Here is a 14,330-nt window from a genome sequence, read left to right on the forward strand (position 1 = left end):
GCTTGCTCGCGATGGGGCCATCACATTCAGTATTGATGCTGATTGTTAAGCCGCCATCGCGAGCAAGCTCGCTCCCACAGGGATGGACGGTGTTTATGAGACTTCGTTAAGCCTCAAGTCCCCGCTTTGCACTGCGATACGCCCCCGGCCCAACCCCATACACTTGCTTGAACTGCCGGCTCAGATGGCTCTGGTCGGCAAACCCAAGTTGCATTGCGACCTCCAGCGGTAAACAACCACGTTGCAGCAACGTCCGCGCCCGGGCGATGCGCTGTTGCATCAGCCAGGTGTGCGGCGGCATGCCGGTGGCGCGGCGGAACACTCGGGCGAAATGGAATGGCGAGAGATTGACCGCCGCCGCCAGCGCCTCCAGTGAGGGCGGTGCTACCAGTTGCGCCTGCAGCAATTCCTTGGCCAGGCTCACAGCCCGGTGTTCCTTGCCGGGTTTGCCGGCATCGGGCACCGCCGCATGACGCTGCAACAGCGACAGCACCAGTTCGCGCCAGACCGTTTGTTGCTGCAATGCCGTGGCGGGGCTTTCCAGCAGGTGGTGGAGTTGGCAGAAACCGTTCACCAGATCCTGATCGCGATACAGTGTGGCACCGAAGGCCGGCAAGTGGTGGGTTGGTAATTCGAGTTCGGCCAGCAGCGAGGTTATCTGTCCGCTGTCCGGATAAAACGCCCGGTAAAGCCAGCCATCCTCGGTACCTTTATGACCGGTGTGCAATTCATCGGGGTTGATCAGCACCAGCGTGCCGCTGCCCGCCAAGTGTTCGGCACCGCGATAACGATAACGCTGGGCGCCGGCCATGATCATGCCGATCACATAGCCGTCATGCACATGGGGCGCGAAACGATGATCGATGTAGCGTGCGGACAATAATTCGACCCCGGCCAGTGGCGCGGTTTGCCAGAAATGAATCGACTCGCCCTGATCGCTGACCATGGCTTTACTCGCGAGCCACGGCGGCCAGCCACTCGGGGATGCGCCGTTCCAGGTAGTAACCCGGTTGCCTGAGCGTGCCGTCTACGAAACCGACGTGCCCGCCCTTGGCTTGCAGTTCAAATTGCGTACAGGCGGACAATTCATCGACGTGCGGCAGGCTGTGGGGAAATACGAAGGGGTCGTCGGCCGCCTGAATCATCAGGGTCGGGGTGCGAATTTCGCCGAGGAAGTAGCGGCTCGATGCGCGGCGATAGTAATCCTCGGCATCGACAAAGCCGTTCAGCGGTGCGGTAACCCGGCCATCGAAATCCCAGAACGTGCGCATGTTTTCCAGCGAGCCAAGTGCGGCCAATGCGGCCAGGCCATCCTCGTGTCCGTCATGCTGGAACTGCCGCTGTTTGTTCTTGATGTAGGCGAGCATCTCGCGCATGAAATGCGCCTGATAGACCTTTGAGAAACCCTGGTCGATACGGTCGGCGCACTGGTCCAGGCGGAACGGCACCGACACCGCCACGGCGCCCATCAAGTCGCTGTCGCTACCGGTTTCGCCCAAATGCTTGAGCAGGATATTGCCGCCCAATGAGTAGCCGACAGCATACAGCGGAGCGAGAGGCCGTTTGGCCCGCAAGTGTTTGATGGTTTCGGCCAGGTCTTCGCTGGCACCGGAATGGTAGCTGCGCGGCAACAGGTTGGGTTCGCCCGAACAGCCGCGCCAGTTCAGCGCAACGCTGGCCCAGCCTCGGTCGCCCAAGGCTTTTTGCATGCCGGCGACATAAGGCGAATTCGAGGAGCCGGTGAGCCCGTGCAACACGAGCACCAAGGGTGCATCGGCGCTGTGCGGGCCGTGCCAGTCGAGATCGAGAAAATCGCCGTCTTCAAGCCAAAGACGTTCGCGTTCGCGGCCGATGTGCACGGTTTTACGCCACAGAGGCCCCCACAAGGTTTGCAAGTGCGGATTGCCGATGCCAAAGGCGGGGGTAAAGGACGGCGGTGAGGCCAGTGCGGGGTGCGGTTGCACAGTCATTCTCGGTGGAAGTGTTCATGAGTCTGCCCGAAGACGCGGCGCGGCAGCGCCGCGACCGCGTCATCATGGCTGTCTAACTTGCCACAATCTCGCCAGGTGCGCGACACATGGAATTGGTTGTGCTTTCGCTTGGAGCCGGCAGCGGTTGTTGATCTGTCTTCGGCCCCAGGATGACAACGCGCCATTGGTTGGCGTGGTAATGCCGGTTGAGTGCGTTTTTGATTGATACAAGGTTCAGCTTCAAGGCTGCTTGCGTGGCAAAGTCGAGGTCCAGTGGCAGATTGTGAGCGCTGATGGCGTACAACTGTCTCAGAATCTGCGCATTGGTAGCGCTGTTCAACGGCGCGCTACCGGTCAGTTGCTGTTGGATGTCTTCGAGTTCCTGTTGGGTCGGCCCTTGGGCGAGGAAGTCGGTGAACATCGTCTTGATATGGGTCAGCACGGCATCGGCCTGCTCTGGTCGGGTCTGCAATTCAATGGTCAGCAATCCTTGTACCTGAAGGGCTGAAAGGTCGGCTTCAACGTGGTAGGTCAGGCCTCGGCGTTCACGCAATTCATCGGTCAGTCGGTTGGTGAAAATCCGCATGGCCATCTGTAGCGCGACGTAGTCCGGATTGTTTCGCAGCACACTTGGCTGGGCAAGGCGCAGGTAAGCCTGGGTCGATGGTCGCTCAACACGCAACAGACTTGGAGCAGCTGGACTTGTCGCTGGCTGGATCGCGGCAGTGGCCGGTCCCAGGGGCAAGGCCGCGGATATCTGCGCACCAATACGCTGGGCTTCTTCCTCGGTGAGGTCACCGACCAGTGTGATCTGGGCATTGCCCGCGGAATAAGCCTCGCGATGAAAGTCTTGCGCCTGGGTGCGGGTGATGGAGGCAAGCCCGGCCCGGGTTCCGTAGAAGGACTGAGCATAGCCGTGGTCGGGAAACAGCTGGCCGAGATTAGCTTTTCGGGCTTGAGCGGCATGGGACTGATCTTCACGGTCCAGCAAGAACTGCAATTGGGATTTCACTGTAGGCAGGGACTCTTGCGGCAACAGCGGCTTGCCGAGTAATTGGGCAAACAGTTCCAGGGCTGGAGCGCGCCGGGCTTCGTCGCTCAGGCTGCGCAGGGAAAAAAGGGTCCGATCCTGGCTGATACCCATACCCAGCCTGGCACCCAGATTATCGAACGTCGCCAGTATGGCATTGACGTCCTTGCCAGCCACACCCTCATTCAAAAGGCTGAAGGTCACCGCTGCCAGGCCGGGTTGATGCGGGGTTTGGGCGCTGCCTGCGGAAAAACTCACCAGGGCATCGAACATCGGCAGGCCAGGGGTGCGGATGAACAGGATCTTCGTTCCACTGAGCGTTTTGTAACCCTTGATCGACAGCGCGCGGTGGATCGTCGGAGACTGTGGTTCGTTGAGCGATTGCAGCACTGGTTTCTGGGGCGCCGTGGTTGCAACGGCAGGGGCCTGTGCGCTCAACAGCATGCCGGCCAGGATCAATCCATTGATGTGGCCTTTGAGCTTATCCATTGTTTTTCTCCGGCAGGATTTTCGCGGTACTCAGGCGCTCACGCGTCAGGTAAGTCTTTGCGACTTGTTGAATATCCAGGGGAGTGACCTTGTTCAGCTCATCCGTATCCTGATCGGCCAGCCGCCAGTCCAGGCCGATGGTTTCCAGCAGGCCCAAGGTGTTGGCCTGTCCTTCCAGATCATCCTGCGCATAAACCGAGTTAGCGATCACAAGGTTTTTCGCACGGTCCAGTTCTGCCGGTTCCGGTGCCTTGCTCTTCAGTGATTCGATCACTTGCCACAGTCGGGCGAGGGCTTCGTCAGCGTCATTGAGCTTGTCCGGGTTGAGCTGGGTGCTGATGGTCAGCAACGAATCGCCGCGATTGAAGGCGTCGTACTCTGAGTCGGCCTCAGTGAATATCGCCTCGCTCAGTTGCAGTTGCTGTTTGATCCGCGCGCTATTGGATCCGGCCAGTAACATATCGAGCAAGCGCAGGGCATGGGCGGTCCGACGATCCAGTGCCGTGGTCAGACTGGGCGCGTTGAAACTCATGATCAGGCGCGGGGACGCTACCGGCGCGCGCAGGGTCAGTGACCGTTCACCGGCAGAGGCCAGTTCGACGGGGGCTGGCGCCATGGGTGTTGCGCGCCGCTCAAGGTGGCCGAAGTGCTGCTGTGCCAAGGCCTTGATCCGCTCAGGTGCAACATCGCCAACGACCACCAGCGTCGCATTGTCCGGCGAATACCAGGCCTGATACCACTGCTGTAATTGCACGGCGTTCATGCGTTGCAGATCGTGCATCCAGCCAATCGTCGGGGTGCGGTAGCCGCTGGCCGGGTGGGCGATGCTGTTCAGTCGTTCGTGAGCCAGCGCGATGATTTCATCATCAACGCGCATCCGACGCTCCTCCTGAATGACCTTGAGCTCCGGTGTGAAGTCCTGTGCATTCAGCTCGGCCGTACTCATCAGATCGGCCAGTATTTCGAACGCGACGCCAGTGCGGCCGGAAGGCAGTGTCTGGTAAAAAACCGTGAAATCAGTGCCGGTAAATGCGTTTTGGCTGGCGCCCAATTTCTCCAGTATCGCCTCGAACTCTCCGGCGCAGGCCTTGCTGCTGCCTTTGTAGACCATATGTTCGAGGGCGTGGGACAGGCCGGACTGGCCGGGCGGTTCGTAGCTTGAACCGGCCTTGATCCAGAGTTGGGCGGTGACGATGGGGGAGCGGTGGTCCTCGCGCACGACAACCTTGAGACCGTTGTCCAGTACGAAGTCTTGCGTCGCTGGGGGTGTTGCCGCGCTGGCCATGAGCGGTAGCCAGGCGATAAAGGGCAGCATAAACAGGCTGCGGGAGATGTTCATCCGTGTTCATCCTCAGTGGTTTGCAGGTAATTGCGCAAGCCACTGTGGATGATCCGTAAGGATGTCAGGCGGTAACTATGTAGTGCACCTCACAACCAGGCTGGGGCAGTCGTCTCGCTGAAATGTCAGGCGCTGCGCTGCCACAACGAGTAATACACGCGTCCGGATTTCTGCTCCCGGTGCAGGCGCCAGTTCTCCGGCAGGCCCAGGGTCGACGGCGCCGACTCGCTTTCGGTGTACACCCAGGCGTCTTCGGCCAGCCATTGGCGCTCTTCGAGCAACTTGCAAACGGCGGGCAGCAGGTTCTGGTTGAACGGCGGGTCGAGGAACACCAGGTCGTAGGCCGTCGCGGTCTGGGTTTCCAGGTAGCGCAGGGCATCGGCGGTCTGGACCTGGCCGTTGGTGCACCGCAACGTCCCCAGGTGCTCTTTCAGGCTGGACACCGCGATACTGCTGGCGTCCAGCGCCTGACCCATGGCTGCGCCACGGGACAGGGCTTCGAGGAACAGCGCGCCACTGCCGGTGAACGGGTCGAGCACCTTGGCGCCCGGCACGTAAGGCGCGAGCCAGTTGAACAGGGTTTCACGCACGCGATCCGGCGTCGGGCGCAGGCCCGGGGCGTCGGGGAAGCTAAGCTTGCGGCTGCGCCATTCGCCGCCAATGATGCGCAGCTGGTTCACGCCGTTGTGGACGTTTCTGGCGGGTTTTTTTGGACTTGCCATTAATGCTCCGGAACCCCGAGCGGTTGCTCGGAAGGTTTGTCAGTAGGGGCCGGTAACGGCTTTTGCGGCACGGTCGGGCCAACGCTGACGATGACCATTTTGTCCGTGCCCAGGTGTTTGTTCATGGCGGCTTTGACCTGCTCGACGGTCAAGGCCTGGGACTGTTGCATGAAATCTTCCAGATGACTCAACGGCAGGTTGTAGAAACCGATGGCGCCCAGTTGGCCGACGATATCGGCGTTGCTCGCGGTGGACAGCGGGAAACTGCCGGCCAGCTCGCGCTTGGCGTCGTCGAGCTCTTTTTCGGTCGGGCCGGTTTCAAGGTAGTCGGCCAGTACATCCTGCACCAGTTTCAGGGTGCCTTCGCTCATCTCGGCGCGGGTCTGCAGGTTGATCATGAACGGGCCGCGCGCCTGCATCGGGGTGAAGCCCGAATACACGCCGTAAGTCAGGCCACGCTTCTCGCGCACTTCGCTCATCAAGCGGGTACCGAAGCCGCCGCCACCGAGAATCTGGTTCCCCATGGACAACGCTGCGTAGTCCGGGTCGTCGCGGTCGATGCCCAATTGCGCGAGCATCAGGTTGGTCTGCTTGGACGGGAACTCGATATGGCCGACGCTGGCCTTGGGCTCGACCGGTTGCGCGATTTTCGGCAAGGCCGGGCCTTTGGGCAGGGCACTGGAAACCTGCGCGGCAATCGCTTCGGCTTCTGCACGGGACAGGTCGCCGACCAGCGCGATCACCACGTTACCGGCGGCGTAGGCTTTCTCGTGGAAAGCACGCAGTTGGGCCGCGGTGATCGCCGGGACGGTTTTCGCCGTGCCGTCGCTGGCGTGTGCGTACGGGTGATCACCGTACAAGCGGTTCATCAGTTCCAGGCTCGCCAGTTTGCCCGGGTTCTGTTTCTGGTACTCGAAACCGGCAAGCAACTGGTTCTTGATGCGGGCCAGCGAATCGGCAGGGAAAGTCGGCTTGCCGATGACTTCGGCGAACAGCTTCAGGGCCGGCTCGCGCTTGTCCTTGGCACTCAGGCTGCGCAGCGAAGCGATTGCCATGTCCTTATAAGCGCCGTTGCCGAAATCGGCACCCAGGCCTTCGAAGCCCTGGGCAATGGCACCGACGTCTTTGCCGGCCACGCCTTCGTTGAGCATGGCGTTGGTCAACACCGCCACGCCCGGTGCAGCGCCGTCCTGGCTGCTGCCGGCAGCGAAGATCAGGCGCATGTCGAACATCGGCAGCTCATGGGCTTCGACAAACAGCACCTTGGTGCCTTCGGCGGTGTTCCAGGTCTGCACGTCCAGCTTGCGGTGGTCCGGTGCCTTGCCGTTGAGCTCGGTCAGCGACTGCAGTTTCTGGCTGGCCTTGGCCTTGTCCAGGGCTTCGCTGGCATTGGTTTCGCCAGGGCGCGACAAATAGAACGCGGCGGAGCCGATAACGGCGACGGCGACCAGGCCGATCAGGGCCAGGCGGGAGGTTTTACGCTCACTCATGAGTCGTCTCCAGAGGCAGTACATGGGCGACGCTGAGACGTTCGCGGGTGAAATACAACTTGGCGGCTTTCTGGATATCTTCCGGCGTGACGCTTTCCAGGTCGGCCAGTTCGGTGTCCATCAGTTTCCATGACAGTCCGACGGTTTCCAGTTGGCCGATGGCCGTGGCCTGACTGGTGATCGAGTCACGCTCGAAGACCAGGCCGGCGATGACTTGTGCGCGGACCCGTTCCAGCTCTTCAGCAGTTGGCGCCGTGGTTTTCAGTTGGTCGAGCAGCTTCCACAAACCGGCTTGTGCCTGGGCGATGGTCTTGTGCTTCTGCGAGTTTGGCGATGCCGACAGGGTAAAGAGGCTGTCGCCACGGGTGTAGGCGTCGTAACTCGACGAGCCGCCGGACACCAGTTCTTCTCCGCGCTCCAGTTGCGTCGGGATGCGTCCGCTGTAGCCGCCGTCGAGCAGTGCCGAGATCAGGCGCAGGGCATTGACCAGACGCTTGTCTTCGGCGGTGGCGATGCTCGGCACGTTGAAGGCCAGCATCAGGCTAGGCAGTTGGGTCTGCACGTGCAGGGTGATCTGGCGCTCGCCCGGCTCGGCCAGTTCCAGCGGTTTTTTCGCGGCGGGCACTTCACGCTTGGCGATCGGGCCGAAATAGCGTTGGGCCAGGGTTTTGACTTCGTCCGGGGTGACATCGCCAACCACCACCAACGTGGCGTTGTTGGGCACGTACCAGGTTTCGTACCAGTGGCGCAGCTCTTCGACTTTCATCCGCTCAAGGTCGGCCATCCAGCCGATGGTCGGCGTGTGGTAACCGCTGGCCGGATAGGCCATGGCCTTGAAGCGCTCGTAGGCCTTGGACATCGGCTTGTCGTCGGTGCGCAGGCGACGCTCTTCCTTGATGACCTCGATTTCCTTGGCAAACTCGTCGGGCGGCAGGCGCAGGCTGGCCATGCGGTCGGCTTCCAGTTCGAAGGCCACACCCAGGCGATCCCGGGCCAGCACCTGGTAGTACGCGGTGAAGTCGTCGCTGGTGAATGCATTCTCTTCGGCGCCGAGGTCGCGCAGGATCAGCGAGGCTTCGCCGGGGCCGACTTTCTCGCTGCCCTTGAACATCATGTGTTCCAGCGCGTGGGACAGGCCGGTATTACCCGGCGTCTCGTAGCTGGAGCCGACCTTGTACCAGACCTGGGAAACCACCACGGGCGCTCGGTGGTCTTCACGCACGACCACCTTCAGGCCATTGTCGAGGGTGAATTCGTGGGTGGGTTGCGGGTCGGCAGCCAGGGCCGAAAGGGGCAGGCAAACTGTGCTGAGCAGCAGGCCAGCGGCGCGGCGGGCAAGAGCATTCATTCGTTTTCAAACCTTTGGGGCTGCCCGCTTGTTCTTAGCGTCAGCGGGCGAGAGGGTGCTAGGATACTGATCCGTTTTAGCGGCGGCCACGCCTATCAGGCCTTTATGCTTGATCAGGTTGAATGGGTTTGCGACGGAAGGTGGATATTTATCAACTGAATTCCGCGTTTTCGCCGATTTTGCTGCTTTAGTCCTATGAGAAATCGATTGCTTGAGGTGCCGTTGAGCACTTCGACAAAATGTTGCGCGTGAACAAGCTGGGTCAATCGCAGTCTGTTCTGCATCGAATATTTATTTGCCGGGGCGCCATTGGCGCGTCGCTACCGTGAGATAGCCGTCCTCCATGTTTGGTTCCAACGACGACAAGAAGACCCCAGCTGCGGCTGGCGAGAAAAAAAGCCTGTTCGGATGGCTGCGCAAAAAGCCGCAGGAACCCGTCGTCGAACAGCCACAAGCCATTCCTGAACCAGCGCCGACGCCGGTCCCGGTAATAGAAGAAGCGCCCGCGCCGGTTGTTCTGCCGATTGCCGAGCCATTGCTGCAACCCAAGGTTGAAGCCGCTCCCGAATCCGTCAGCGAAATCGTCACCGAACAGCCACTGGCCCCGATAGCCGAACCGTGGTTGACCCTGCCGGTAGCCGAAGAACCCGTGGCATTGGTCGAAAATGACCTGGCTCCTCACGTGACACCACCGATTCCGGCTCCGGTAGCGTTTACGCCTGCACCGGCTCACGCGCCTGTGGTCGAAGCGATTGTTGAACCAATCGTCGTGGCCGAGCCTGTTCCCGTTGTCAGCCAGCCAGAGGTTCCGGTATTCGTTGCTCCGGTTGCTCCGGTTGCTCCGGTTGCTCAAGCGCCTGCACCCGCTCCGATTCCTGAACCGATCGCGTCGCCCGTCGAAACCCCGGTAGAACCCGTACGCACCGAAGAAACCAAAGCCGGTTTCTTCGCCCGCCTCAAGCAGGGGCTGTCCAAGACCAGCGCCAGTATTGGCGAAGGGATGGCCAGCCTGTTCCTGGGCAAAAAGGTTATTGATGACGAACTGCTCGAAGACCTCGAAACCCGTTTGCTGACCGCCGATGTTGGTGTCGAGGCCACCTCGGTGATCATTCAGCGTCTGACGCAGAAGGTTGCGCGCAAGGAGCTGGCCGACGCCGATGCCCTGTACAAATCCTTGCAAGCCGAGCTGGCAGCGATGCTCAAGCCTGTCGAGCAGCCGCTGAAAGTCACCTCGCAGAACAAGCCGTTCGTGATTCTGGTCGTCGGCGTCAACGGTGCCGGCAAGACCACCACTATCGGCAAGCTGGCGAAGAAACTGCAGCTGGAAGGCAAGAAAGTCATGCTCGCCGCCGGCGATACCTTCCGTGCCGCGGCGGTGGAGCAATTGCAGGTCTGGGGTGAGCGCAACAAGATCCCGGTGATCGCGCAGCACACTGGCGCCGACTCGGCCTCGGTGATCTTCGATGCCGTGCAGGCCGCCAAGGCCCGTGGCATCGATGTGCTGATCGCCGACACCGCCGGTCGCCTGCACACCAAAGACAACCTGATGGAAGAACTGAAAAAGGTTCGCCGGGTGATCGGCAAGCTCGACGCCGACGCACCTCACGAAGTGCTGTTGGTGCTTGATGCCGGCACTGGCCAGAATGCCATCAACCAGGCCAAACAATTCAACCAGACCGTCGAACTGACCGGCCTGGCGCTGACCAAGCTCGACGGCACCGCCAAGGGCGGGGTGATTTTTGCCCTGGCCAAGCAATTCGGCCTGCCGATCCGCTACATTGGCGTCGGCGAAGGCATCGACGATTTGCGTACCTTTGAAGCAGAACCCTTTGTCCAGGCATTGTTTGCCGAGCGGGAGCGTTCATGATTCGTTTCGAACAGGTCGGTAAGCGCTACCCGAACGGTCACGTCGGCTTGCATGAGCTGAGCTTTCGAGTCCGTCGTGGCGAGTTCTTGTTTGTCACCGGCCATTCCGGTGCCGGTAAATCCACACTGTTGCGCCTGTTGCTGGCGATGGAGCGCCCGACCAGCGGCAAGCTGCTGCTCGCCGGGCAAGACCTGAGCACCATCAGCAGCGCGCAGATACCTTTCTTGCGCCGGCAGATCGGTGTGGTGTTCCAGAATCACCAGTTGCTGTTCGATCGCACGGTGTTCAATAACGTCGCGTTGCCTTTGCAGATCCTGGGCCTGTCCAAGGCCGAGATCGCCAAGCGCGTGGACTCGGCACTGGAGCGCGTGGCACTGTCGGATAAAACCGATCTGTACCCGGGCGACCTGTCCACCGGTCAGCAGCAGCGCGTCGGCATCGCCCGCGCCATCGTCCACCGTCCGGCCTTGCTGCTGGCGGACGAGCCGACCGGTAACCTCGACCCGCGTCTGGCCGCCGAGATCATGGGTGTGTTCGAAGACATCAATCGCCTGGGTACCAGCGTGCTGATCGCCAGTCACGACCTGGCCCTGATCGCCCGCATGCGCCATCGCATGCTGACGCTGCAACGCGGTCGATTGATCGGTGACGGGGAGGCGGCCGTATGAGTGCAACACGTAGCCCCAAGGTTTCCGAGCGTGTGGCTCCGAAGGCCGCCGATCCGCAGCCGCAAAAGAAAAAACGCGATGATGACGACGGGCCGGACTTCGCCACGTTGTTCCGTGCCTGGATCGAAAGCCATCGCGCCAGTCTGGTGGACAGCCTGCGCCGCCTGGGCAAGCAGCCCATCGGCAGTTTTTTCACCTGCATGGTGATGGCGGTGGCCCTGAGCTTGCCCATGGGCCTGTCACTTTTGCTAAGTAACGTCGAGCGTCTGGGCGGTTCCTGGCAGCGCGCGGCGCAGATTTCCCTGTATCTGGACCTTGAGGCCAAGCCGGCGGAAGGTGAATCGCTGCGCGATCAGATCAAGGGCATGCCTGGCGTGGCCGATGCCGAATACGTTGGCCGGGAGCAGGCGCTGGAAGAGTTCCAGCAACAGTCCGGGCTGGGCGAGGCGCTCAAGGAGTTGCCGGAGAACCCGCTGCCAGGCGTGGTGCTGGTGACGCCGAACGAAGTCGACAAGCCGGCTCTTGAAGCATTAAGACAAAAACTATCCGAGCTGCCGAAGGTACAACAGGCGCAACTTGATTTAGTCTGGGTCGAGCGTCTGGCAGCCATCCTCAAGCTGGGTGACCGTTTTGTCTTCGGTCTGACCGTGCTTCTGGTTTCTGCATTACTTTTGGTGATAGGCAATACCATTCGTCTTCATATTGAAAACCGCCGCATAGAGATAGAAGTGATTAAACTGGTCGGCGGCACTGACAGCTATGTACGCAGGCCCTTTCTGTATATGGGCGCACTGTATGGCTTCGGTGCGGGGATTCTGTCCTGGGGCGTACTGGCGTTCGGCCTTGATTGGCTGAACGACGCGGTGGTGGGGCTGGCCGGTTTGTACGGCAGTGATTTTGCGCTGGCTGGAGTGCCAGTTGCCGACGGTCTGTCTCTCTTGCTTGGCGCGGTGCTGTTGGGGTATATCGGTGCATGGATTGCAGTCGCACGCCACCTGAGGGAGCTTGCGCCTAAGTAGTATCATTTTGCTCGTATTGACCTTTCAGCGTTTTTAGGTTTTGGGAACTTGTCTTTCGGTTTCCGGTCAATTTTCGCAGTGCTGAACTGCACGAGTTTGTAAGTCGGAGGTTTTTTCGTATGACCAATTCTTTGCAACCTGCATATGCTCTGGTCCCGGGTGCGAACCTGGAGGCCTATGTGCACACCGTCAACAGCATTCCACTGCTGTCGCCGGAGCAGGAGCGTGAACTGGCCGAGAGTCTCTATTATGAGCAGGATTTGGGGGCGGCTCGGCAGATGGTGCTCGCCCACCTGCGTTTTGTCGTACATATCGCCCGTAGCTATTCCGGCTACGGCCTGGCTCAGGCTGACCTGATCCAGGAAGGCAACGTCGGCCTGATGAAGGCCGTGAAGCGCTTCAACCCGGAAATGGGCGTGCGCCTGGTGTCCTTTGCCGTGCACTGGATCAAGGCGGAAATCCACGAGTTCATCCTGCGCAACTGGCGCATCGTGAAAGTCGCGACCACCAAGGCCCAGCGCAAGTTGTTCTTCAACCTGCGCAGCCAGAAGAAACGTCTGGCCTGGTTGAATAACGAGGAAGTCCACCGCGTGGCGGAAAGCCTCGGTGTAGAGCCTCGGGAAGTACGCGAGATGGAAAGCCGCCTGACCGGCCATGACATGGCCTTCGATCCGGCTGCCGAAGCGGACGACGACAGTGCATTCCAGTCGCCGGCCAATTATCTGGAAGACCACCGGTACGACCCGGCCCGTCAACTGGAAGATGCCGACTGGAGCGACAACTCCAACCACAACCTGCACGAAGCGCTGGAAGTGCTGGACGACCGCAGCCGTGACATCCTCTACCAGCGCTGGCTGGCGGAAGAAAAGGCCACGCTGCACGACCTGGCGCAGAAGTACAACGTGTCGGCCGAGCGTATTCGTCAGCTCGAGAAGAGCGCGATGAACAAGCTCAAGTTGTCGATCGCTGCTTAACTGGCGGCCTGGCAATAAAAAGCGCCCCGATCATTGATCCTGTGGGAGCGAGCTTGCTCGCGATGAGGTCCGAACATTCAATATAAAAGTTGAATGTCAGGCCGTCATCGCGGGCAAGCCCGCTCCCACAGTGGTTTTCAGGGTCTGAAGAATTGTGATCAGTTACTGGGACCAAGGCGCCCGGCGCGAATCGTTCAGTCCGACCAGATAGCTGTCCCCGCCCAACTGACTCATCTGCTGTCGAATCCAGCCAGCCCGGCGCGAAACGTAAGAAGTCGGATGGCCGGCGCTCCAGACCCTCGGGTTGGGCAGGACGGCGGCGAGCAGGCTCGATTGCTGGCGGCTGAGGCCTTTTGCACTCACGCCAAAGTGATGCCGGGCCGCCGCTTCGGCACCAAACACGCCGTCATCCCACTCGACGCTGTTGAGGTACACCTCAAGAATTCGCTGCTTGGGCCAGAACACTTCGATCAATCCGGTGAACCAGGCTTCCAGGCCTTTGCGCAGCCAGCTGCGGCCAGACCACAGGAACAGGTTTTTCGAAACTTGCTGACTGAGGGTGCTGGCGCCACGGATCGAACCGCCGCGCTCGTTATGGGCAAACGCCGCCTGAATCGCGCCGATATCGAAGCCCCAGTGCTCCGGGAATTTCTGGTCTTCGCCGGCAATCACCGCGACTTTCAGGTCATCGGAGATCTCATCCCAGGGTTTCCAGGTCCGTTGCAGGTCGATGGGTTCGCCATCGAACCAGGACTCGATCTTGCGCTCGACCATCAGCGTCGTCCCCGGTGGCGGCACCACGCGAAAGATCAGCACCAGCAATACGCTGCCACCCATGAACCAGAGCACGGCCTTGGTGAAATGACGGAAATAGATACGCAGCATAGAGATGGCTTGGCCGAACCCGTTGAGCGGGCCATTATACAGACCCTTTGGATCGAAACTGACTGGAGTTCTGCATGCTGCGTGGCTTTCTGATGCTGGCCGCTTTTTTCGGTTTCACCGGTGTCGGCCTCGGCGCCTTTGCCGCCCATGGCCTGAAAAACCGCCTGAGTGCCGAGTACATGGCGATTTTCCACACGGGCGTCACCTATCAACTGGTGCATACCCTGGCATTACTGGGTGTCGCATTCCTGTCCACGCAGATTCCCGGCCGCCTGATCACCTGGGCCGGCGCGTCGTTTGCCATCGGTATCCTGCTGTTCTCCGGCAGCCTGTACATCTTGACGCTGACCGGCATCAGCAAGCTCGGCATCATCACCCCGTTCGGTGGCCTGGCCTTCCTGGCGGGCTGGTTTTGCCTCGGACTCGCCGCCTGGCGGTTGAGCTGACCCTGTAGGAGCTGCCGCAGGCTGCGATCTTTTGATCTTAAAAAATCAAAGTCAAAAGATCGCAGCCTGCGGCAGCTCCTACA

Annotated in this window: 13 protein-coding genes; 5 read left to right on the forward strand and 8 right to left on the reverse strand. The window is 60.5% G+C overall.

What is annotated here, in order from left to right; genetic code table 11:
• Positions 1 to 106: 106 nt before the first annotated feature.
• The 7 genes from AC1DVH_RS09500 to AC1DVH_RS09530 all read right to left on the reverse strand — a co-directional run bounded on the left by AC1DVH_RS09500 (position 107) and on the right by AC1DVH_RS09530 (position 8,388).
• A complete protein-coding gene (locus AC1DVH_RS09500; RefSeq protein WP_477753573.1) occupies positions 107 to 946 on the reverse strand; it encodes a helix-turn-helix transcriptional regulator in 840 nt (279 codons plus the stop codon).
• A gap of 4 nt (positions 947 to 950) precedes the next feature.
• Positions 951 to 1,970: a hydrolase gene (locus AC1DVH_RS09505; RefSeq protein ID WP_477753574.1), complete on the reverse strand. Its 1,020-nt coding sequence runs from the start codon at positions 1,968 to 1,970 to the stop codon at positions 951 to 953.
• Positions 1,971 to 2,043: 73 nt separating this feature from the next.
• Positions 2,044 to 3,489: a M16 family metallopeptidase gene (locus tag AC1DVH_RS09510; protein ID WP_477753575.1), complete on the reverse strand. Its 1,446-nt coding sequence runs from the start codon at positions 3,487 to 3,489 to the stop codon at positions 2,044 to 2,046.
• The gene (locus tag AC1DVH_RS09515) at positions 3,482 to 4,828 is read right to left on the reverse strand and encodes a M16 family metallopeptidase (RefSeq protein WP_477753576.1); all 1,347 of its coding nucleotides are present in this window, start codon (positions 4,826 to 4,828) and stop codon (positions 3,482 to 3,484) included. Before AC1DVH_RS09515 ends, AC1DVH_RS09510 begins: the two co-directional genes overlap by 8 nt.
• A gap of 125 nt (positions 4,829 to 4,953) precedes the next feature.
• On the reverse strand, positions 4,954 to 5,550 hold the full coding sequence (gene rsmD, locus AC1DVH_RS09520; RefSeq protein ID WP_007987844.1) for a 16S rRNA (guanine(966)-N(2))-methyltransferase RsmD: 597 nt from the start codon (positions 5,548 to 5,550) through the stop codon (positions 4,954 to 4,956).
• The gene (locus AC1DVH_RS09525; protein ID WP_477753577.1) at positions 5,550 to 7,040 is read right to left on the reverse strand and encodes a M16 family metallopeptidase; all 1,491 of its coding nucleotides are present in this window, start codon (positions 7,038 to 7,040) and stop codon (positions 5,550 to 5,552) included. The genes rsmD and AC1DVH_RS09525 overlap by 1 nt, the downstream gene beginning before the upstream one ends.
• Positions 7,033 to 8,388 carry a M16 family metallopeptidase gene (locus tag AC1DVH_RS09530; RefSeq protein ID WP_477753578.1) on the reverse strand — a complete coding sequence of 452 codons (1,356 nt, stop codon included), beginning with the start codon at positions 8,386 to 8,388 and terminating at the stop codon, positions 7,033 to 7,035. Before AC1DVH_RS09530 ends, AC1DVH_RS09525 begins: the two co-directional genes overlap by 8 nt.
• Positions 8,389 to 8,731: 343 nt before the next feature.
• Between AC1DVH_RS09530 and ftsY the strand changes: the two genes are divergently transcribed.
• The 4 genes from ftsY to rpoH all read left to right on the forward strand — a co-directional run bounded on the left by ftsY (position 8,732) and on the right by rpoH (position 12,916).
• On the forward strand, positions 8,732 to 10,255 hold the full coding sequence (ftsY, locus tag AC1DVH_RS09535; protein ID WP_477753579.1) for a signal recognition particle-docking protein FtsY: 1,524 nt from the start codon (positions 8,732 to 8,734) through the stop codon (positions 10,253 to 10,255).
• The gene (gene ftsE, locus AC1DVH_RS09540; RefSeq protein WP_477753580.1) at positions 10,252 to 10,923 is read left to right on the forward strand and encodes a cell division ATP-binding protein FtsE; all 672 of its coding nucleotides are present in this window, start codon (positions 10,252 to 10,254) and stop codon (positions 10,921 to 10,923) included. Before ftsY ends, ftsE begins: the two co-directional genes overlap by 4 nt.
• Positions 10,920 to 11,942, forward strand: coding sequence for a permease-like cell division protein FtsX (ftsX, locus tag AC1DVH_RS09545; protein WP_477753581.1), 1,023 nt, complete (start codon positions 10,920 to 10,922; stop codon positions 11,940 to 11,942). Before ftsE ends, ftsX begins: the two co-directional genes overlap by 4 nt.
• A gap of 119 nt (positions 11,943 to 12,061) precedes the next feature.
• The gene (gene rpoH, locus AC1DVH_RS09550; RefSeq protein WP_007975386.1) at positions 12,062 to 12,916 is read left to right on the forward strand and encodes an RNA polymerase sigma factor RpoH; all 855 of its coding nucleotides are present in this window, start codon (positions 12,062 to 12,064) and stop codon (positions 12,914 to 12,916) included.
• 162 nt (positions 12,917 to 13,078) lie between these two features.
• Here the strand turns inward: rpoH and mtgA are convergent, their stop codons facing one another.
• Entirely contained in the window at positions 13,079 to 13,801 is a 723-nt protein-coding gene (gene mtgA / locus AC1DVH_RS09555) for a monofunctional biosynthetic peptidoglycan transglycosylase (RefSeq protein WP_477753582.1), read from the reverse strand.
• A 74-nt stretch (positions 13,802 to 13,875) separates the two neighbouring features.
• On the opposite strand from mtgA, the gene AC1DVH_RS09560 reads away from it, so the two are divergent.
• Complete coding sequence (locus tag AC1DVH_RS09560; protein ID WP_477753583.1) at positions 13,876 to 14,247, forward strand: DUF423 domain-containing protein; 372 nt, start codon at positions 13,876 to 13,878, stop codon at positions 14,245 to 14,247.
• Positions 14,248 to 14,330: the final 83 nt, after the last annotated feature.

The sequence above is a fragment of the Pseudomonas sp. P4_C3 genome (assembly GCF_056402075.1).